Here is a 19,520-nt window from a genome sequence, read left to right on the forward strand (position 1 = left end):
GATCGAAGCTATGACTCGGGTCGACGCACCCCAGGCGGTCGGCGCCTGGAAGTTCTTCCAGCAGATGCTGGCCGACGTCACCACCATCGTCACCCAGGACGCCGAAACCGAACGCGAACTCCTCGAAGGGCTGCGGGTGATCGCCCGGGTGTCGTCGCTGTGTTCGCAGATGGCCGTCGAAGCCGACCTGAGCCGGCCGGTGTTCTTCGACATGTGCTCGCCGAACCGGATGGTCGGCGGCCCGAACCCGGACGGCAACTACTACCTGGCCATGATCCGCGGTGACCGTCGCTATCGGATCACCGGCGCCCGGGGTACGTCGGCCTACCTCGGGATGCAGATCCTGGCCGGCACCGGTCTGACCCCGCGACGCATGTCCGGCTATCTCAGTGACACCGAATTGGACTTGTGCTCAGAACAATTCGCGATCGTGCTGGCCGCACAGCAACCGGCGGACCTCGACGGGGCGCAGTGGTTGCCGATCCCTGGGGACGCGTCGTCGGTGGTGGTGCGGGAGTACATCGGTGACCGCGCCCGCGAGGAACTGGCCACCCTGCACATCGAGGCTCTGGACCCCGACCCGGTGACTGCGCTGACCGACGACGCGCTGGCCGAGCAGTTCACCGCGATGGCGTGGTCGCTGATGAAGCTCGCAACCCTGCACCGCACCATCAAGCCCGAGCTGCTCGATCAGCCCAACGCGCTGTTGACCGCCGAGGCCGCCGACCTGGGCGCGGCGGACACCACGCCGGACAACCTGTACATGATCGGCACCTACCGCCTGGAGCCGGGCCAGGCACTCGTGCTCGACATCGAGCCGCCCGACACCAGGTATTGGAACGTCACCCTGGAAAACATCTGGCACGAGTGTCTGGAACCGCGGCGACGGCACAGCTCGGTGACCAACCGCGGCGTGCAACCCGGCCCGGACGGGCGGGTGCGCATCGCGATCGGTGACCGGGATCGCGGGCTGGGCCACTGGCTCGACACCGGTGGCCGTCACCGCGGGTTCATCGTGCTGCGCTGGCTCGACAACCCGAACCCGCCCCGCGTCGAGGTGTCGGTACAGCGATGACGCCGCAGGAGCGTTTCCAGCCCGCACGTTTGATCGCCACGGCCTGCGCGGAAACCGGGCACGACGACTTCGGAGATGCCGCCCCGGGCTGGGAAGCCGGACTCGAACGGGTGGTGGACGGCCTGCTCAACGAGGCCCGGCTGTCGGCCATCGGAGTCGAGATCGCCTATCTGGATCTGATGCGTGCCCTGAAGAACCGGCTGGACGTGATCGACTGGCGCAATCGCAACCCGCAGATAGCGACCGAGCCGGTCGAGGCGCCGATCTTCATCGTCGGGCAACCCCGCACCGGAACCACCATCCTGTACGACCTGCTGGCCCAGGATCCCGCCCTGCGCGCGCCGCTGACCTGGGAAGTGGATGCGCCCTGCCCGGTTCCGCAACCGCAGACCTATCACGACGACCCGCGGATCGCCCTCACGCAGGCCAGCCTGGAGATGGCCGAGCAGATCATCCCCGGTTTCCTGAAGTACCACCCGATGGGCGCGCTGGTCGGGCAGGAGTGCGTCCGCATCACTGCCAGTTCCTTCGTCAGCATGATCTTCTCGGTGCAGTACCGCCTGCCCACCTACTACCGCTGGCTGCTCTACGACGCCGACCACGCCGCGGCCTACCGGTTCCACCGGATCTTCCTGCAGCACCTGCAGTCGGGCGTGCCCGGGCAGTGGCTACTGAAGTCGCCGGCGCACCTGTGGCAGCTCGATGCGCTGCTCGCCGAGTATCCCGACGCGCTGATCGTGCAGACGCACCGCGACCCGCTCAACGTCATCTCGTCGATCGCCGCCCTCACCCATCATCTGCGCCGGATGGGCAGCGACGAATCCGATATCGGTGAGTGCGCGGCCCAGTCCTACGAGGAGATTGTGGTCGGTCTCGAGCGGGAGATGGCGCTGCGTGACAGCGGCAAGATCGCCGCCGACCGCATCATCGACGTCCACTACGCCGATTTCATTGCCGACCCTTGGACCACCATCGACGGCATCTACCGAAAGCTGGGCCGCGAACTGCGGCCGCAGGCGAAGCAACGCATGCGCGACTTTCTGGCCGCTCACCCGGGAGACGGCGGACGGGGCCGCTACACCTGGTCGGACACCGGTCTGAACGCCGACGAGGTGCGCGACCGGGTCCGCAGCTACCAGCAGCGCTACGCGGTGCCGACCGAGCAGCTGCGCTGAGGCCGCGAATCCGCGAAAAATGCGGGACGGATCTGTCCCCAAAATGTGATGAAGGACATAGACTTCCCGCTTGTGACGACCCCGTCGAACCCCTGGGGCGACGAACGACAGCGACTCGCGCAGCAACTGCAGCTACGCGGCCAGGTTCTCGGCCGCAGGCAGGCACGACGACTGAGCCGGCGCTTCGCAGCCGTCGGAGTGCATATCCCGGCGACCCGCCTCCGCCAGTTGTTCACCGGCTCCCCGGTGGCCGAACGGGAGATGACCAACGTCAATTTCGCGTTGATCGCCACGGAACTCAACCGCGAGAAACAGTCCGCCCGAGTCACGCGGCTGCAGCGGCGCTGCAGGCACGCGCTGGTGTGCGCCGGGCTGGTCCTCATCTCCCTGAACTTCTTGTTCTGCCTCGCCTACGTCTTCTTCACCCTGGCCCACCAGGCCTAGTCAGTGGTAGGACTACCCGCCCGGAACGAGTAGTCCTACGCAGGTGCCGGCCCGCACCCACCAGCAATGCTGCAGGAATGACAACTTCCCCGGGCTTGCTGCGCTTTCCGAGCGCCCCTGAACTGGCCGCCACCACGCCGGTCGACCGCGACCGCGCCATCGACGTCATCCGCATCACCGCACTGGTCGGCGTGGTGATCGGCCACACCGTGATGGCGATCAGCACCATCCGCGACGGCGTGTTCATCTGGGACAACCTGCTCACCACTTCGACCGTGTTCCAGGCTTTGACCTGGATTTTCCAGATCATGCCGCTGTTCTTCTTCGCGGGCGCCGCGGCGTGCGTCTCGTCCTGGGGACCGGAGGTCAACTGGGGGGGTTGGCTGTTGAAGCGGTGCACCCGGTTGTTCCGGCCGGTCTTCTACTACCTGGCCTTCTGGGCCGTCGCGTTGGTAATGCTGTATCCCTTCCTGCCCCAACATGTGTACGAACCGGTCGCAGGCATCAGCATTCAGCTGCTGTGGTTTCTCGGCGTGTATGTGCTGGTGCTCGCGGCGATGCCGGCCTTGTGGCGGATCACCACGGCGACCCGCCTGGTCGGCGGCGTCGCCGCCGTCTACGCGATGGTCGCGGTCGTCGACGTGCTTCGGTTGCATTGGCCGGCACTGGCGCCGATCGGCTATCTCAACCTCGCGGCCTGGCTCATCCCCGGCATGTTCGGCGTCGCCTACCGCCGCCAGTTGCTCAGCGGTCGTGTCGCGTTGAGTGTCGCGGCGGCAGTGTTCACGGTCAACATCGCGCTGCTGCAGTGGGGTCCCTACGAGCTGAGTCTGGTCGGTATTGAGGGCCAGCAGCTGCCTAACATGAGCCCCCCCTCGCTGCTGCTCGCCGGACACGCGATCGTGCTCAGCGCCCTGGCGATCGCGGCCGCACCGGCGATCAACCGCTGGGCGCAACGGCCGCGGGTGTGGTGGTTCACGGCGATCGGCAACTCCGGCGCAATGACGCTGTACCTGTGGCACATGCCGGCGCTGCTGGGCGTGCACCTGCTGTTCGACGCCTTCGGCCACCCGCGCTTCCCGGGTCAGCCCGACTTCCTGGCGATCGGCGTTGCGCAACTCGTCCTGATGATCGCCGTGGTGGCGGTGCTGTTCGTGGCGCTGCGGGTGCTGGAGAACACTCCGCTGCCCGGGTGGGACGGCGCCCCCGCCATTACGTCGGCGTGGCGTGGCGTCAGCGTCGGCGTGTTGCTGTGCGTGGCCGGGGCGGCGATCCTGGCCGCGGTGAAGTGGGGTCTCAAGGACGACGGGCTGGTCTGCGTCTCGGTGATGCTGGCGGCGTTGCTGGGCGCCCGGGGGGTGGCCGCCGTGCGGCTGCCGAAGCGGGAAACGGCTGCCCGGGCGCGCCGGGCGCTCGGGCGCGCACTCGGTGTACGTGCGATGCGCTGACGTCTGCTCGGCGACTCAGTCCGACGCGGCCAGCCCCCGGACGCCACCGACACCATCTGGCGGTTCTTCGCCCAGCACCACTCGTAGCGGATCAGTCGCTGCTGAGCTCGCGGTGTCCGATCAGGTCGCGCGGGCCGCCTGCGCCGAGACGCTCCCGGAAGGCCTGGGCGGTGTACCCCATCACCTTCGCATCGGTGCGCGCCCGCGCGGTCGCCGAGCGTGGCATGTGGAACAGCACGCCCATCTCCCCGAAGTAGTCACCCGGCCCGACCACCTTGATCAATTCCTCACCGCCGTCGGCCAATTCATGTACCAGATCGAATTCGCCCTCGATCACCACGTAGATCAACTCACCCATGGTGCTCTGCTCGAACAACACCACTCCGGCCTTCAGTTCGAACAGCTCCGGCGACCTGTTGGTGTCGGCGAAATCCGGAGTCAGTTCGACGACCCGGTCCGCCATCGGCAGCATGCGGCTGTCGTGGGTTGCCACCACCACCACCCGGTCACCGTCGGCCAGTTCACGGATCAGCCGCAGCACCTCTTCGACTTGGATGAAATCCAGGTGTGCGGTCGGCTCGTCGGCCAGGATCAGCGGCGGATCCAGCGCGATCGCCCGAGCGACCGCCACGCGCTGCTGCTGACCGCCGCTCAGATCGCCGGGCCGGTGCTTGATCCGGTCGCCGAGGTTGACCCGTTCGAGCAACTCGGTGGCGCGCTTGCGCGAGGCCGCGCGTGACATCCCGGCGGCCCGCAACGGAATCATCACGTTCTCGAGGGCGGTCAGGCTGGGGACGAGATTGAAGGCCTGGAACACGATGCCGACCTTGTCGCGCCGGTACTGCGCCATCGCCTTGCCGTCCAGTGCCGTGATGTCGACGTCGTCGAATTTGATGGTGCCGGACTTGGGCCGCAGGATGCCGCCGAGACAGGACAGCAATGTCGTCTTCCCGCAACCGCTCGGTCCCAACAGGATCACCAGGGATCCGGACGCCACATCGAGATTCAGTCCGTTGATCGGGCGCAGTGCATAGCCGCCGCTGTAGTACTCGACGACCAGATTCTGGATGCTCAGATCGCCCATGATCAGGGACCTCCGAACGCGAGCGCTGGGTCGATGGCGACCACCCGCCGCAACCCGGCCAGGCTGGCCAGCAGGCCGATCCCGGTGGCCACTACCGGTAACAGCACATAGGCGACGGACGGGACCGCGACGACCATCGGGAACAGCGGCGCCAGCAGCTTGGACAGGATCACCCCCACCCCCGCGGCCAGCAGGGAGACGACCAGCGCCTGCAGCGCCAGGCCGGCGAGGATCGAGCGCGTCGGGGTCCCGATCGCCTTGAACACCGCGAAGTCGCGGACCCGTTCCAACGCGGACAGGTACACCACCGAGCCGATGATCAGCACCGCCACCACCCACAGCAACAGCGCAACGATGGTGATGGAGTTCACCGCGACCTTCAACGGCCGGATCAGGTCGGCCACGGCACCGTCCCGGTCATAGGTCCGGTAGCCGTTCGGCAGCGCCCGGGGGGTGCCGTCGATGCCGATCGAGGTGACCATCGGCTGCCCGTTGTACGCCAGTTGCTGCAAACCCTCGGTGGTCAGAAAAATGTTGGGGATCTTGGCGAGTGCGGTCGAATTGGGCACGATGCCTACGATCCGCAGCGTATGGGCGCCCACCTGCAGGGTGTCGCCCAGCCGGCGCCCCAGCGTGCTTGACGCCGCCACCTCGTCGGGCTTCGACGGGGCCCGGCCCTGCGAAACGGACGGCATGCCGGGACCACGCTCAGGTGCCCCGAACGCAGTGACGTTCCGGGTCGAGTTGCCGTCCCTCATGATCGTCCCCACACAGCCCAGCGGTGCCGCGGCGGAGACACCCGGTTCGGCGCGCACCCGCGCCAGGTCGACGTCGGGAAATGGCGTCGACCCCAGAAAAGGTCCCGCCGCGCCGTCCTTGACCACAAATGCGTCGACCCCCATGGAATCCACGGTCTGCCGGGCTTCGACGCGAAACCCGTAGGCAAGTCCGCTCATCACGAGCGTCATCCCGAAGATCAGCCCGGTGCTGACGATGGCAATAACCAGGCGACGTTTTCGCCATTGCATATCGCGCAGCGCAGCAAAGAGCATTCGTAGACGCTATCAACCCCGCACAAGGCCTTGACCCCGTTGTGCACCACTGTCGGCGCACGCGGCGCAGGCCGGCCGGAAAAGCGATCGGCCGCCCGCGGTGGCAGAATGTTTACCCGGCGGAACGGTACCCGGCGGGTGTTTCGCGCGATGGCCTAGGATTGGCTTTCGTTGGCTGCCGCGGCGCTGCATTCGGCAAGCAAGTTCGTGGCGGTTTTCCGGCGGGTTGAATCCACAGCCCCGGCATGGCGTGGTTTTCTGAGCACTATTGTTGTCCCCCCGAGGACGGATTTGAGATAAAGCATGGTCGATCAACCCGGCGATCCAATCAACCGAACGGCTTTCGAAGTCGAGCAGTACCAGGCGGACGGTGCCGTGGTACTGGCCGTCTCGGGCGAAGTAGACATGCTGAGTGCTCCTCAATTGGCGGATGCGATGCACACGGCGCTGGCCGGCAAACCCCCGGCGCTCATCGTCGATCTGACGAAAGTGGAATTCCTCGCGTCTGCCGGGATGAGCGTGCTGGTCAACGGGCAAGCCGAATTGGCGCCGCCGACACGGTTGGCCGTGGTTGCCGACGGCCCGGCCACCAGCCGTCCACTCAAACTGATGGGTATCGACAGCGTGCTCTCGCTGCACCGCACCTTGGATAGCGCGCTGAACTGGATCACCGGTGCGTAGCACGGCATCGCCGGGGGTCGGCCAGACACTCTGATTCGGCACCCCGTGACATCCCAGAGCAACGATTGCCCGCGCTTCGTCCGAACGCAGATTGCCGCCGACGCATCGAATGCCACGCGGATTCGGGTCGAGTTTCGCAATTGGCTGAGTCGTCATTTCGCGCTCGACGCCGAGCAGTTCAGTGACCTGGTGCTGGCTGTCAGCGAGGCGCTGGCGAATGTCGCCGAATTCGCCTACCCCGATGAGTGCGGGACCATGGATGTGCGCGCCGCCTACGACCCCGGTTCGGACACCCTCGCGGTGAACATCATCGACCGCGGTCGGTGGCGCCAGCAGCCCAGCGCAGCGAATCTGGCCCGCGGGCGCGGCATCCCGTTGATGCGTGCCCTCGCCGACGAAGCGAGCATCGACGGAACCCCGCACGGCACCGCGGTGAAGTTGACCTGGAATCGCCTGACCGCATCCTGACCCGCCCGTCCGCGCGTCATTGACTCAAGCCACCGGGACGCCTACCGTCGATACATACGCTACTCACCGTAGCGAAATGATCGCACAGCCCTGATTCGCTGCCCTGGAGGCATCCATGTTCGACCTGAAAATCGTCGGTGGGACCGTCGTGGACGGCACCGGCGCGCCACGCTACCGCGCCGACATCGGCATCAAGGACGGCAAAATCGTCGACGTGGTCCGCCGCGGCGCGGATTCTCCGGAGCTTGCCGGCGAAGCCGCCGAGACCATCGACGCGACCGGACATGTGGTGGCGCCCGGGTTCGTCGACATCCACACCCACTACGACGGGCAGGTCAGCTGGGACAGTTCGCTGGAACCGTCCAGCGGTCATGGAGTCACCACGGTGGTCACCGGCAACTGCGGCGTCGGCTTCGCGCCGGTGCGGCCCGGGACCGAGGACTGGCTGATCAGCCTGATGGAAGGCGTCGAGGACATTCCCGGCACCGCCCTGACCGAGGGCATCACCTGGGGCTGGGAGACCTACCCCGAGTACCTCGACGCCATCGGTAAGCAGAAGTTCTCGATCGACGTGGGCAGCCAGGTCGCGCACGGCGCGATCCGCGCCTACGCAATGGGCGAACGCGGTGCCCGCAACGAACCGGCCACCGCCGACGACATCAAAGCGATGGGCCGCCTGGTCACCGAGGCCGTCGAAGCGGGCGCACTCGGATTCTCCACGTCGCGCACGATGGGTCACCGCGCGATGGACGGCGAACCGGTGCCTGGCACCTTCGCCGCCGAGGACGAGTTGTTCGGCCTCGGACGGGCCATGGCCGCCGGCGGTCAGGCAGTCTTCGAACTGGCCCCGCAGGGTTCAGCGGGTGAGGACATCATCGCGCCCAAGAAGGAACTCGAGTGGATGCGCCGACTGGGCGCTGAGATCGACCGTCCGGTGTCCTTCGCGCTCATCCAGGTGGACGCCGACCCGGGACTGTGGCGCGAGATGCTGGATCTCTCCGCGGCCGCTCACTCCGACGGCAGTCGGCTGTACCCGCAGATCGCCGCCCGCCCGTTCGGCATGATGATCGGATTCCAGGGCCATCACGGGTTCAGCCACCGGCCCACCTACCGCCGGTTGAAGGCCGAATGCGGCCGCGAAGAACTCGCGCAACGCCTGGCCGATCCCGCCGTCAAGGCCGCGATCCTGGCCGAGGACGACCTGCCGGTGGATCCGTCGTTGTTGTTCGACGGCATGTTCGCGCTGGTGCAGCATTCGCTGCACCGCCTCTACGCACTGGGCAACCCGCCGGACTACGAGCCCACCCCGGACCGCACCGTGCAGGCGATCGCGCAGGCGCGCGGCGAGGACCCGCTGTCGACCCTCTATGACCTGATGCTGGAACGGGACGCCAGCGCCATGCTGATGCTGCCGCTGTTCAATTACGCCGAGGGCAACCACGACGCAATTCGCGAGATGCTGCTGCACCCGGCCGGTGTGCTGGGCCTGTCCGACGGTGGCGCACACTGCGGAATGATCTGCGACGCTTCGTATCCCACGTTCCTGCTGACCCACTGGGCGCGGGACCGGCACCGCGGTGACAAACTCTCGCTGGAATATGTGATCCGCAAGCAGGCGCGGGACACCGCGCACCTGTTCGGTCTCACCGACCGCGGCACCATCGAACCGGGCAAGAAAGCCGACATCAACGTCATCGACCTGAACGCGCTGACGCTGCACCCAGCCGCGATGGCCTGGGACCTGCCCGCCGGCGGAAACCGGATCCTGCAGGGCGCCAGCGGATACGCGGCCACCATCGTCAGCGGCACGGTGACCCGGCGCCACGACGTCGATACCGGCGCACGGCCGGGCCGGTTGGTGCGCGGCGCGCGTTAGGCCGCGCCGGTGCAGACGGCCGCGGGTAACCCCGCCCGGACCCGTGCCGAGGACGCGATCGGGGTCCCGCCCGCGTCCCCGACCCTGGTGCCCGCCGAGCGCTACTACTCGCCGGCGTTCGCCGCCCTCGAGATCCAGCGGATGTGGCCGAAGGTGTGGCAGCTTGCCTGCCTGGTCGATCACGTCTCCCACCCGGGCGACTACTTCGAATACCGTTGTGGCCCATACGGAGTCCTGATTGTCTGCGATGACGACGGCGTGCTGCGTGCCTTTCAGAACGCCTGCCGGCATCGGGGGAATTCGCTGTGCGTAGGCAGCGGTTCGGGGTTGCGCGAACTCAAGTGCGGCTACCACGGCTGGACCTGGGACCTCGCCGGGGTGCTGAAGCGGGTCCCCAACCGCAAGGGCTTCGGATCGCTGAAGATGTCGGACTTTCCGTTGGTGCCGGCCGCTGTCGACGTTTGGGCGGGGATGGTGTTCGTCAATCTCGACCTCAGCGCGATGCCACTGATCTCCTATCTGGATGGCATCCCCGAGGACATCGCCTGGTGCGACATCGGCGACTTCCGTTGCTACGCAACGCTGACCGTCGACGTCGAAGCCAACTGGAAGACCATTGCCGACGGCTACAGCGAGACCTATCATATCCAAACGTTGCACCCCGAATTGCTGCGCTGCGTCGATGATATCCATGCGCCGCAACAGATCTGGGTGCACGCAGGTAAGTCCGACCAACCGTACGGGGTGCCCAGTCCGCGTTTCGAGGGCACCCTGAGTGACAAAGAAGTCTGGGACGCTTACGTTTACACCCAGGGTGCGCTGATGGGTGCGGCCGAGGGCACACCCTTTCCCGATGACGGCCAGTCGGTGCCGGACCTGATCGCGGCGCGCACCCGGGAGTTCGCCGCGGGACGCGGGGTGAACCTGGACTGGGCCGACACCGACCGGATCACCCGACTGCACCAGTACAACGTGTTCCCGAACATGACGTTCCTGGTCAACGCCGACCACTTGACGATCATGACGTCGCGGCCCGGCCCGGATCCGGACCACGGTGAGCTGACCATGTTCCTGATGACCCGGATGCCGCCCGGCGCCGACCGCAACAAGCCCGCCGACATGCGCATGTCGGCCGCGGATGCCGAACCGGGAATCGTGCTGACCCAGGACATCCGGATCCTGCCCGGCCTGCAACGCGGCCTGCACCAGCCCGGCTTGACGCATCTGGTGCTCTCCAATGAAGAACGTCGGGTGATCAACATGCACCGCAACCTGGAGCGCTACCTCGACCTACCGGAGTCCGAACGGATGACCGGCGGCGCTAGTGCTGCTTTTCTGGCGCGAGCAGACGCAGAATCGCACTAACACCGTCATTTTCATGCGATTCTGTGTCTGCTCGCCACCGATTTCAGGCGTGGCGGGCGGCTTCCTGGGCCAGTTGGACGCGCGAGGCCAAGCCCAGCTTCGTGTAGACGTGCGTCAGATGTGCCTCGACGGTGCGCGGCGAGATGAAAAGCCGGGCGGCGATGTCTTTATTCCCCAGCCCATCGCTGACCAGGCGGACGACGTCGAGTTCGGCGGGGGTGAGCGAAGCCCAGCCGGACGCCGGGCGTTTGCGTTCGCCCCGACCTCGCTGGGCATAAGCGATCGCTTCGGCAGTGGATAGCGCTGCCCCCTCGGCCCAGGCGGAGTCGAAGTCATTTTGGCCCATCGCATCTCGGAGCGTCGCCACCGAATTCTCATAGGCGGCCTGATGGATCAGGTATCGCACCTCCCCGGTGCGTTGCCGGATTGCCTCTGCGGCACCGAAGAGCCTAGCCGCCTCGGGATAACTCGCGGCTAGCACGGCCAGCCCAGCGAGAAAGTCGACGACGTCCGGCACTCCCAGCTGTGCCCCGGTATCGGCGGCACGCGTCAGCGCTTCGTGAGCGTCACGCTCGGCCGACTCCGCGTTCCCCTCAGCGAGCGCCACGCGGGCACGGGTGTTCAATGCGAACGTGCCGAAATAACCAGCGGTCGCCGGAACTCCGCGATCGGCCCAGCGGCGGGCCGCCACGACATCGCCTTCCGCGAGCTCGGTTTCGGCTCTCCACATCAAGTTGGTCGACGAAAAGCCGGCGTTCGGTATCTGGCCATAAGCTGTCGTGAGAGCGTCGCGCGCGCCTGCGACGTCTCCCACGGCCAGCCGTGACCAACCCAGTGCGAGATAGCCGAGCCCCTCGATCGCAGCACCTAGCTCAGCGGCGAACTCGACCGCCGTCTCGGCCGCGGCAAGCGCTGCAGTCGTGTTGCCGTGCCTCCCCAGTACAAAGCTCTGCGCCATCAGGGCGTTGAATCTCGTGAGCAGGTCGCCGGCTGCATCGGCCTCTGCGAGCAGATCCCCCAATTCATCCGCGGCGCCCTGGAGCTCACCGCGCATCGCCCGTCCCCCAGCGATACCCCATAACCGGCACTGGCCCGACGCCACCCGGTCGCCGACCGAGTCGGCGAGGTCGCGACCTTCGGCCGCCGCGTGCTCGGTGATCGAGCTGCCGGCCATCACAGCGGCGTATGCGCGGAAGCCGAGCAGCTGGCTCAGTCTCCACTTGTCGCCCAGGGCGCGCGCCAGCTCGATCGCCTCGGCGAAGTACGTTGCCGCTTGTTCGGGATCGAAGGCGGCCGTGCCAATGCAGCCGGTGAGAGCACGAACCAGCAGGACGGGGTCGTCCAGTTGGCGAGCAATGGTCAGCGCTTCGGTGGCTTGCTCCCCGCGCTCCGGCATGCCGACCCAGCCGTCGAGGAGTGCCGCGTCGGCCAGCGCCCGCGCCACCACCGCCGGTGCCACCTCGCCGTCCACGGCGTCCAGATCGGTCAGCGCCTCATCGATCCAGCTCATTCCTTCGCGCAGGCGGCCGCGCGTGAGCCACAGTGGCTGCAGCGACGACGCCAGCTGCAATGCCACTTCCGTGTCACACCTCTCGCGGCTCCAGGCGAACGCCGCGCGCAGGTTGTCGAGTTCGGTTTCGGTTTGCTCAACCCGCCGCTGGTGTCCGGTGGCGGCTGGCGCGTCGAGCGCGGCCGCCATTGCGGCGTAGTAGTCGCGGTGGCGTGCACGAACCGTGTCCACCTCACCGGATTCGTCAAGTTTTTCCGCGGCGTACTGCCGAACGGTCTCCAGCAGCCGATAACGCGTTCGCCCTACTGTGTTATCCGCCACCACCAGCGACTTGTCCACCAGTAGCGTGAGCTGGTCCAACACCTGGAAGCGCTCCACCTCTGTGCCCCCGGCCACGGCACGCGCGGCGGCGAGATCGAAGCCGCCGACGAATGCCGCCAGCCGCCGGAATAGGGCGCGTTCGGAATCGGTCAGCAGCGCATGCGACCAGTCGACCGACGCCCGTAACGTTTGCTGGCGGCGCACCGCAGTGCGCCCGCCCCCGGTCAACAACCGGAAGCGGTCATGCAGACTGCTCACGATTTCGTCGAGCGAGAGCGCCCGTACCCGGGCGGCCGCCAACTCGATCGCCAGGGGCATGCCGTCGAGCCGACGGCAGATCTCCTTGACCGTCTCGCTGTCGTCGTCGGCGATGTGCAGATCGGTGCGCGCTCGCCGGGCCCGGTCCAGGAACAGCGCAACGGCGTCGTCCTCCAACGACAGGGACGGCACCCGCCAGGTCACCTCGCCGGGTACGTCGATGGGTTCGCGACTGGTCGCCAGCACCGTCAACCCGGGGCAGGCCGTCAGTAGCGCGGCGGTGAGCGCGGCGATCGCGTCGAGGAGGTGCTCGCAGTTGTCCAGTACGACCAGCATCTGACGGTGACCCACGAACCGGATCAACGTCTCGGTGGTGGAGCGGCCGGGCTGGTCGGTGAGCCCCAGTGCGCCGGCCGTCGCGACCGGCACCAGATCGGGGTCGGTGAGCGGCGCCAGGTCGACGTACCAGGCGCCGTCACCGAACTCGGCGGCCTGCTGGCCCGCGACCTGAATGGCCAGCCGGGTCTTGCCCACCCCGCCGGCACCGGTCAGGGTGACCAGCCGGTTGGCGGCCAGGATGCGCCGTACGCCGTCGATCTCGGCGCCGCGGCCGACAAAACTGGTCAGTTGCGTCGGTAAGTGCTCGGCAGCAACGGTTTTCGATGTCCTCAGCGGCGGAAAGTCGTTGGCGACGTCCGGGTGGCAGAGCTGTACCACCCGCTCGGGACGAGCAATTCCGCGAAGTTCGTGGCGGCCGAGGTCGGTCAGCCACGCATCATCCGGGAGCGCGTCGACCACAATGTCCTCGGTGGTGCCCGACAGCACCGTCTGACCGCCGTGCGCGAGGTCGCGCAGGCGCGCCGTGCGATTGATCGTGGAACCGACGTAGTTGCACCCGTCGCGCAGTTGCACCTCGCCGGTGTGCAGACCGATGCGTAACCGGATCGGGGCCAGCGGCGCTCGTTGCAGGGCCAGGGCACACGCCACCGCGGCGCTAGCGCGCGGGAACGCGACCACGAAGCTGTCGCCTTCGCCTTGCTCGACCGGACGCACCCCGCCATGGGCGGCAAGCAGGTCGCTGAGAGTGCGGTCCAGGCGCGCGAACGCGGCAGTCATCGCGTCGGCTTCGGTCTCCCACAACCGCGTCGAACCCTCGACATCGGCGAGCAACAGCGTCACCGTTCCGGTTGGCAGCTCGCTCACGTCCAACTCAATCCGTCGATCGGTTTTGGTCATGCTAGCCAGGATCTCGGTGCGCGGAGCCGCGAACATCGGGGAAATCCCGTATTCGGACGCGCGGCGCGGCGTTGACCCTGCGGTGGGGGTGGGATTCTCCCGCTTCTTGCCGCCATAGCCGCAGAGTGAATTCCGAGTACTCCCCGATGATCTGGCCTGCGCGATTCAGCAGAGTCGATCCCATGACCACCACACTCAGCAACTGCCCCAGCGTCTTCGAGGCCGGGCTACCGGCGATTGACTACGCCGACGCCCAACACCCCGATGATGCGCACGCGATCATCAGCCGGGCCCGTGTGAGGGCACCGATCGCGATCGGACCCTACGGGCCCGAGCTGCTGAGCTATGACCTGGTGCACACCGCGTTGCGCGACCCCCGCTTCCGCGTGCCGCAGGGCATGTTCCTTGCGGCACAGGGCATTACGTCCGGCCCGCTCTGGGACCGCGTGGCCGCACTCATCATCTGCATCGACGGCGAGCAACACCACCGGCTGAGACGGCTGGTCAGCAAGGCCTTCAGCCCCAAGTCGACCGCGCGGCTGCGCACGACGATCGTCGACATCATCACCGGTTTGGTCGACGGCGTCACTGCGGACGGTCGCTGCGACGTGGTCACCGACATTGCCCGCCAATTCCCCATCCGGGTGATCTGCGCGCTGGTCGGCGCACCGCCGGAGGACTGGGAATTGATCTCGGACTGGACCGACCACATCATGGAGGCCTTCGGCTGGGACGCCGCGAGCCAGACACCCATGATCCTGCAGGCCTGGGAAGCTCTAGACGCCTATATCGACGAGATGATCGCGCGGCGCCGCCACACCCTGACCGACGACCTCCTCTCGGAGCTGATCCGCGCCGAAGACCCCGGCTCTCCAGGCGACCGCCTCAGCGGGGACGAGCTGCGCAGTATGGTCGCCTCGCTGCTCATGGCCGGCACCGACACCACTCGTCTTCAGCTGTCCGCCGCGGTGCAGGTGCTGTGCGAGCACCCCGACCAGTGGGAACTGCTCGGCCGGCAACCGGAGCTGGCCGTCAACGCCGTCCACGAGCTCATCCGCCACTCACCGATGACGTTCGTCACGCTGCGCATCGCCGGCCAGGACGTCGAACTCGCCGGAGTACGAATTCCCGCCGGCACGATAGTCATCGTCAACACCGGCGCAGCCAACCGGGATCCCGCCGCCTGCGACGACCCGGACCGTCTCGACATCCGCCGGGCAGGCGCCCCGCCGATTCAGACTTTCGGCGGCGGTATGCACTACTGTCTCGGCGCCAATCTCGCCCGGCTCGAGTTGACCGAAGCCCTGTCGGTCATGACCCGACGCATGCCCAACGCCCGCCGCACCGGTCCCGCTCCTTGGAAACCGGTGAACGCGCTGGGGGGACCCATCGCCCTGCCCATCGAATTCGACAGGGGGCGTGCGACGTAGACGACGAACCCGGTATCGTGCTGAGCCAGTATCCCGGGGGCTGTCCGAGAAGGAGCGGTGCATGACTCAAAGGCATCGCAACGGCGCCCAGTGACGGCGATCCAGCACGCGGGTCTCAGTGATATCGGCCGGCTGCGCGGCACCAATCAGGACCACTGGGGAGCCGACCCGGATCAGTCCCTGTTCATGGTTGCCGACGGTGTGGCGTGCAGCAGCGACGGCGCGCTGGCCGCGCACCTGATCGTCGAGTTGTTGCCCACCTACGTCGCCCGGCACCTGAAGCCGGCCGATGATGCCACGGCGGAGTCACTGGGCAGCGCAGTAACCGACTACTGCAACGACTTTCGCGCATTCGCAGCCACCGACCCTCGTGCCGTCGGAGCCAACACGACGGTAGTGGCCGTGGTGATCGCGGGGTCCCGCGCGCTACTCGTCCACCTCGGGGACAGCCGGGCCTACCTGTTCCGCGACCAGCAGATACAACAACTGACGCACGACCACAGCGTGATCCAGGATCTGATCGACGCGGGCAAGGTATCGGTCGAGGACGCCGAGCACCACCCCTCCCGTGCGACGCTGACCCGGCATGTGGCGATGCTGCCGCGCCCGTTGCCCGAGACCTCCGAGGTGGATCTGCGGCCCGGCGACCGGATCCTGTTGTCCAGCGACGGGTTACACAGTGTCCTCGCTGACGCGTCGCTGCGCCAGATCCTGGCATCGCACCCCGAACCCGCCGACGCGTGTGCGGCAATGATCGATGCCGCCAACCAAGCGGGCGGGCCGGACAACATCACCGCGTTAGTTGTCAATATTCCGGACGACGATCAATAGCGTTGCCCACGGAGTCCGGCCGGGGAAGGGGACACGAATGGCCAGCAAAGATCGTTTCGCGGTCATCGCCGTTGTAGCCGCACTGGCCGCGGCCTTCAGCGGCTGCTCAACACCGGACCGGCCAACTCCCACCACCACCACCACGACCACCACGTCAGCCACTACGACCACTCAGGCCACCACGTCGGCCCCCGACGGTCCCGGGCGGCACGGAACAGCGGACGGCCTGTCCATAACCCTTGCGCCGCAAGCAGGTACAACCGTCACGCCGGGCGGACCGCCGCTGTCCTTCAACCTCGCGCTGCTCAACACGACACCGACTGATATGACTCAGGTCGGGTTGGTGGTGTCACTGGGTCACTGCGGGTGTGGCTCACCCGAACAGCACATGATGCCACTCGGGTCGCTGCGCATGCTGGACCCGAACACCAAGCAATGGGTCGCGGCCCCGTACAACCGGGAAGCGGGCGGGATGGACTTCATCCTGCAGACATTCGCCCCGCCGTTCGGGATCAAGGCCGGGCAGATCATCAACTATCAGTTCGAGTTGCAGCTCGACGCGCAGCAGGACTTCACCGTCGGCAAGGGTGACGGCGCTGTCCACGTCACTAGGACCGACGCCGCCCACAACGCGATCGGCCCCAGTCCCGCAGCGGCCCTTCGGATTACAGTCGAACCCAGGTAACCCAGACATAACCGGGATGGCAGCAATGGCTGATGACGAGCGGTTCGTTGATTCCGCTGACGTCGTAGTGGTCGGTTTCGGTGCGGCAGGAACGTGCGCAGCCATCGCCGCCCGCGAACAGGGCGCCGAAGTCGTCGCCGTCGACCGTGCCAACGGCGGCGGCTCGACCGCGATGTCAGGGGGCATCATCTATGCCGGCGGCGAGACCTGGGTCCAGCAGCAGGCCGGGGTCAGCGACACCTTCGAGCAGATGCTGACCTACCTGCGCCTCGAAGTCGGCGACGCGGTCAGCCCGCAGACCCTGGAATCATTCGTCCACGGCAGCCCCGAAATGATCCAGTGGCTGACCGATTACGGCGTGCCGTTCGACTCCACGTTATGCCCGTACAAGACCTCTTACCCGAACAACCACTACTACCTGTATCACTCGGGCAGTGAGAACGCCGGTGCGTTCCGCCGGGTAACCCCACCCGTGCAGCGCGGGCACCGCGTCAAGGGCAACGGCACCTCCGGCAAGAAAATGTATGGCCCGTTAGCCAAATCGGCACTGGCACTCGGTGTTCGATTCCACCCGCAGACCAGGGTGACGAAGCTGGTGCAGAACTCCGCTGGTCGGGTCACCGGGGTGGAAGCGATGACGATGCATTACGCGCCGCCCCGCGTCCGCCGGTTGTATGCCCAACTGGCGGATCTGTCGACCAAACCCGGGGTGTACTACCCGCCGCTACGGACCGCAATGGAACGACGGCTGCGCAAGCTCGAACGACGTTATGCCAGAACAGTTCTGATCGAAGCTCGGCGCGGCGTGATCCTCTGCGCGGGCGGCTACATGGCTAACCGAGACTGGGTGCAGCGGTTCGCGCCGCAGTACCTGTGTGGACTGCAGCTAGGCACCAGCGGTGACGACGGCAGCGGGATCGCGCTGGCCCAGAGCGTCGGAGCGGTGACCGAACGGATGGACAACATCTCGGCGTGGCGATTCATCACGCCGCCAAGCGCTTTCCTCAGTGCCATCATCGTCGACGAACACGGGCGGCGAATCATCGACGAGAGCCGCTACGGCGCGGCGTTGGGTCGCGCCATGGTGCGAGACCACAATGCCAAGGGCTGGATCCTGGTCGACGCGGCGCTGATGAAAGAGGCGCGGCGCCAGATGATCAAGCAGCCGCTGTGGTTTCAGCGCGGTCAGTCCGCGGCGCTGATGCTGTTCGACTCGGTCAAGGGCGCCTCGTTGCGCGAGGTCGCGCACGCGGCCGGGATCGATGCCGACGGGCTGGTGGCCACCGTCGCCGCGCACAACGATGCCATCGACGCCGGCCGAGAAGACCCAGCCGGGAAGCATTCCGACTTTGTGCGCCGCATCGGTGAGCCGCCCTACCGGCTGCTGAATATCTCCATCCGGCCCAACCTGCTCAACCCCACTCCGATGCTCACCCTCGGCGGCATCCGCATCGACGAGGGCACCGGCGCGGTACTCGACGGGACAGGCGCGGCGATTCCCGGGCTGTACAGCGCGGGACGCACAGCGACCGGCGTCTGCTCGAATTCCTACGTCAGCGGCTTGTCGTTGGCCGACTGCGTGTTCGGTGGCCGTCGCGCCGGTTCCCACGCCGCCACTCAGCGGTTGGTGGCCGACCGCTGAATCGCCAGCTCGATACCGGCCGCAACCAAATCCGGCTGGTGGATCTGAACGAAGTGGTCACTTCCCGTCGCCACCAGGTGCGGCGTCTGTGGTCGCAGCGCGATCAATGTCGACGTGGCGTCCCGCCAGGCCTGTTCGAGCTTGGCTGCTTTGTCCCCGGCGAGGTCCGGCGGTATCAGAAACGGCTCGGTCCGGGTCAACACCACGACCGGGATGGCCGGGAAACCGGGAGCGGCGGCGACCTGCGCGACGCTGGCGTCGATGTCGATCTCCTCGAAGTTCGTGGCATCCCGCAGTTGCGCGGGTGGCGTGTCCAACTCCCGCCGGTAATCGGGCCAGTCCGACCCCATCAGGTCGGGTATCTCCACCCCGAACGCGTCGACGAACACCACCGCCCGCACCTGCTCCGGGTAGGTCTGGGCGTACAGCCGCGCGAACACACCGCCCAGCGAATGCCCGGCGAGCACGTACGGGCCCGGCACGTGCGCCGCGTCGAGCAGCACGTGCAGGTCGGTGACCACGTCGCGCGCGGTGCGCGGCATCGGGAGCGGCGAACTGCTGTCGCCGACGACGGGGGGATCGGCATAGCGCAGCGTGCCGGGCCGGTCGTAGGCGCAGACGCGATGTTCGCGGGCTACGGTGGGCAGCACGGCCGGGCCGGTCGCCGGTGCGGTGGCGTCGGATTTGCTCCACGGGTCGGACGAATTGTGGTATCCGGATTCCAGAATCACCGTCGGCGTGCCCTGACCGCGGCACTCTAGATACAGATGTCGCCCATTGCCGATGTCGACCGGGCCGGCGATGTCGCCGGGCGCCAGCGGCGGCATCGTCGGGCGACTGGTATGTGAGCAGCCGGCGAGCAGGGCGGCGACCGCCGAGATCACCGCGAGGCGCGCAATTCCCGGCCTGGTCTGCGATATGCGCATCGAAACATTGTGT

The 19,520-nt window shown here is 67.0% G+C and carries 16 protein-coding genes; 12 read left to right on the forward strand and 4 right to left on the reverse strand.

Annotated elements, in window-relative coordinates; genetic code table 11:
- The first annotated feature begins 10 nt into the window (after nucleotides 1-10).
- The 4 genes from AC5Y6Y_RS11775 to AC5Y6Y_RS11790 all read left to right on the forward strand — a co-directional run bounded on the left by AC5Y6Y_RS11775 (nucleotide 11) and on the right by AC5Y6Y_RS11790 (nucleotide 4,142).
- Nucleotides 11-1,075, forward strand: a complete 1,065-nt coding sequence (locus tag AC5Y6Y_RS11775; protein WP_473138799.1) for a DUF1214 domain-containing protein — start codon at nucleotides 11-13, stop codon at nucleotides 1,073-1,075.
- Nucleotides 1,072-2,250 carry a sulfotransferase family protein gene (locus tag AC5Y6Y_RS11780; RefSeq protein WP_473138798.1) on the forward strand — a complete coding sequence of 393 codons (1,179 nt, stop codon included), beginning with the start codon at nucleotides 1,072-1,074 and terminating at the stop codon, nucleotides 2,248-2,250. The genes AC5Y6Y_RS11775 and AC5Y6Y_RS11780 overlap by 4 nt, the downstream gene beginning before the upstream one ends.
- Before the next feature lie 72 nt (nucleotides 2,251-2,322).
- Complete coding sequence (locus tag AC5Y6Y_RS11785; RefSeq protein ID WP_473138797.1) at nucleotides 2,323-2,694, forward strand: hypothetical protein; 372 nt, start codon at nucleotides 2,323-2,325, stop codon at nucleotides 2,692-2,694.
- A gap of 77 nt (nucleotides 2,695-2,771) precedes the next feature.
- Nucleotides 2,772-4,142: an acyltransferase family protein gene (locus tag AC5Y6Y_RS11790; protein WP_473138796.1), complete on the forward strand. Its 1,371-nt coding sequence runs from the start codon at nucleotides 2,772-2,774 to the stop codon at nucleotides 4,140-4,142.
- Nucleotides 4,143-4,233: 91 nt separating this feature from the next.
- On the opposite strand, the gene AC5Y6Y_RS11795 is transcribed toward AC5Y6Y_RS11790, so the two are convergent.
- Nucleotides 4,234-5,226: an ATP-binding cassette domain-containing protein gene (locus tag AC5Y6Y_RS11795; RefSeq protein ID WP_463827819.1), complete on the reverse strand. Its 993-nt coding sequence runs from the start codon at nucleotides 5,224-5,226 to the stop codon at nucleotides 4,234-4,236.
- A 2-nt stretch (nucleotides 5,227-5,228) separates the two neighbouring features.
- Nucleotides 5,229-6,278 (reverse strand): ABC transporter permease, encoded by a 1,050-nt coding sequence (locus tag AC5Y6Y_RS11800; protein ID WP_463827818.1) that lies wholly within the window; start codon nucleotides 6,276-6,278, stop codon nucleotides 5,229-5,231.
- A gap of 303 nt (nucleotides 6,279-6,581) precedes the next feature.
- Here AC5Y6Y_RS11800 and AC5Y6Y_RS11805 point away from each other — a divergent pair, with 303 nt between their 5' ends.
- The 4 genes from AC5Y6Y_RS11805 (at nucleotide 6,582) to AC5Y6Y_RS11820 (ending at nucleotide 10,668) form a co-directional block, all read left to right on the forward strand.
- Nucleotides 6,582-6,959 carry an STAS domain-containing protein gene (locus tag AC5Y6Y_RS11805; protein ID WP_463827817.1) on the forward strand — a complete coding sequence of 126 codons (378 nt, stop codon included), beginning with the start codon at nucleotides 6,582-6,584 and terminating at the stop codon, nucleotides 6,957-6,959.
- 45 nt (nucleotides 6,960-7,004) lie between these two features.
- Entirely contained in the window at nucleotides 7,005-7,427 is a 423-nt protein-coding gene (locus tag AC5Y6Y_RS11810) for an ATP-binding protein (protein ID WP_463827816.1), read from the forward strand.
- A gap of 115 nt (nucleotides 7,428-7,542) precedes the next feature.
- Complete coding sequence (locus AC5Y6Y_RS11815; RefSeq protein WP_473138795.1) at nucleotides 7,543-9,303, forward strand: N-acyl-D-amino-acid deacylase family protein; 1,761 nt, start codon at nucleotides 7,543-7,545, stop codon at nucleotides 9,301-9,303.
- A gap of 9 nt (nucleotides 9,304-9,312) precedes the next feature.
- A complete protein-coding gene (locus tag AC5Y6Y_RS11820) occupies nucleotides 9,313-10,668 on the forward strand; it encodes an aromatic ring-hydroxylating oxygenase subunit alpha (RefSeq protein WP_463827814.1) in 1,356 nt (451 codons plus the stop codon).
- Between the two features lie 43 nt (nucleotides 10,669-10,711).
- Here AC5Y6Y_RS11820 and AC5Y6Y_RS11825 read toward each other — a convergent pair whose 3' ends face one another.
- A complete protein-coding gene (locus AC5Y6Y_RS11825; RefSeq protein ID WP_473138794.1) occupies nucleotides 10,712-13,993 on the reverse strand; it encodes a helix-turn-helix transcriptional regulator in 3,282 nt (1,093 codons plus the stop codon).
- 182 nt (nucleotides 13,994-14,175) lie between these two features.
- Between AC5Y6Y_RS11825 and AC5Y6Y_RS11830 the strand changes: the two genes are divergently transcribed.
- Genes AC5Y6Y_RS11830 through AC5Y6Y_RS11845 form a run of 4 tightly spaced genes read left to right on the forward strand, consistent with a single transcriptional unit; the run spans nucleotide 14,176 to nucleotide 18,581 of the window.
- Entirely contained in the window at nucleotides 14,176-15,423 is a 1,248-nt protein-coding gene (locus AC5Y6Y_RS11830; protein ID WP_473138793.1) for a cytochrome P450, read from the forward strand.
- Between the two features lie 57 nt (nucleotides 15,424-15,480).
- Nucleotides 15,481-16,254 carry a PP2C family protein-serine/threonine phosphatase gene (locus AC5Y6Y_RS11835; protein WP_473138792.1) on the forward strand — a complete coding sequence of 258 codons (774 nt, stop codon included), beginning with the start codon at nucleotides 15,481-15,483 and terminating at the stop codon, nucleotides 16,252-16,254.
- A gap of 37 nt (nucleotides 16,255-16,291) precedes the next feature.
- Nucleotides 16,292-16,939 carry a hypothetical protein gene (locus AC5Y6Y_RS11840; protein ID WP_473138791.1) on the forward strand — a complete coding sequence of 216 codons (648 nt, stop codon included), beginning with the start codon at nucleotides 16,292-16,294 and terminating at the stop codon, nucleotides 16,937-16,939.
- 25 nt (nucleotides 16,940-16,964) lie between these two features.
- Nucleotides 16,965-18,581, forward strand: a complete 1,617-nt coding sequence (locus tag AC5Y6Y_RS11845; RefSeq protein ID WP_473138790.1) for an FAD-binding protein — start codon at nucleotides 16,965-16,967, stop codon at nucleotides 18,579-18,581.
- Here AC5Y6Y_RS11845 and AC5Y6Y_RS11850 read toward each other — a convergent pair.
- On the reverse strand, nucleotides 18,557-19,507 hold the full coding sequence (locus AC5Y6Y_RS11850) for an alpha/beta fold hydrolase (RefSeq protein WP_473138789.1): 951 nt from the start codon (nucleotides 19,505-19,507) through the stop codon (nucleotides 18,557-18,559). The two genes, AC5Y6Y_RS11845 and AC5Y6Y_RS11850, sit on opposite strands and share 25 nt — an antisense overlap.
- Nucleotides 19,508-19,520 lie beyond the last annotated feature (13 nt).

The sequence above is a fragment of the Mycobacterium sp. NGS24 genome, assembly GCF_059813065.1.

Coding starts and splice junctions, on each gene's coding strand:
- AC5Y6Y_RS11840 (WP_473138791.1), top strand. CDS start 16,292: ATGGCCAGCAAAGATCGTTTCGCGGTCATCGCCGTTGTAGCCGCACTG.
- AC5Y6Y_RS11850 (WP_473138789.1), bottom strand. CDS start 19,507: ATGCGCATATCGCAGACCAGGCCGGGAATTGCGCGCCTCGCGGTGATC.
- AC5Y6Y_RS11795 (WP_463827819.1), bottom strand. CDS start 5,226: ATGGGCGATCTGAGCATCCAGAATCTGGTCGTCGAGTACTACAGCGGC.
- AC5Y6Y_RS11825 (WP_473138794.1), bottom strand. CDS start 13,993: ATGACCAAAACCGATCGACGGATTGAGTTGGACGTGAGCGAGCTGCCA.
- AC5Y6Y_RS11830 (WP_473138793.1), top strand. CDS start 14,176: ATGACCACCACACTCAGCAACTGCCCCAGCGTCTTCGAGGCCGGGCTA.
- AC5Y6Y_RS11805 (WP_463827817.1), top strand. CDS start 6,582: ATGGTCGATCAACCCGGCGATCCAATCAACCGAACGGCTTTCGAAGTC.
- AC5Y6Y_RS11845 (WP_473138790.1), top strand. CDS start 16,965: ATGGCTGATGACGAGCGGTTCGTTGATTCCGCTGACGTCGTAGTGGTC.
- AC5Y6Y_RS11800 (WP_463827818.1), bottom strand. CDS start 6,278: ATGCTCTTTGCTGCGCTGCGCGATATGCAATGGCGAAAACGTCGCCTG.
- AC5Y6Y_RS11815 (WP_473138795.1), top strand. CDS start 7,543: ATGTTCGACCTGAAAATCGTCGGTGGGACCGTCGTGGACGGCACCGGC.
- AC5Y6Y_RS11780 (WP_473138798.1), top strand. CDS start 1,072: ATGACGCCGCAGGAGCGTTTCCAGCCCGCACGTTTGATCGCCACGGCC.
- AC5Y6Y_RS11775 (WP_473138799.1), top strand. CDS start 11: ATGACTCGGGTCGACGCACCCCAGGCGGTCGGCGCCTGGAAGTTCTTC.
- AC5Y6Y_RS11790 (WP_473138796.1), top strand. CDS start 2,772: ATGACAACTTCCCCGGGCTTGCTGCGCTTTCCGAGCGCCCCTGAACTG.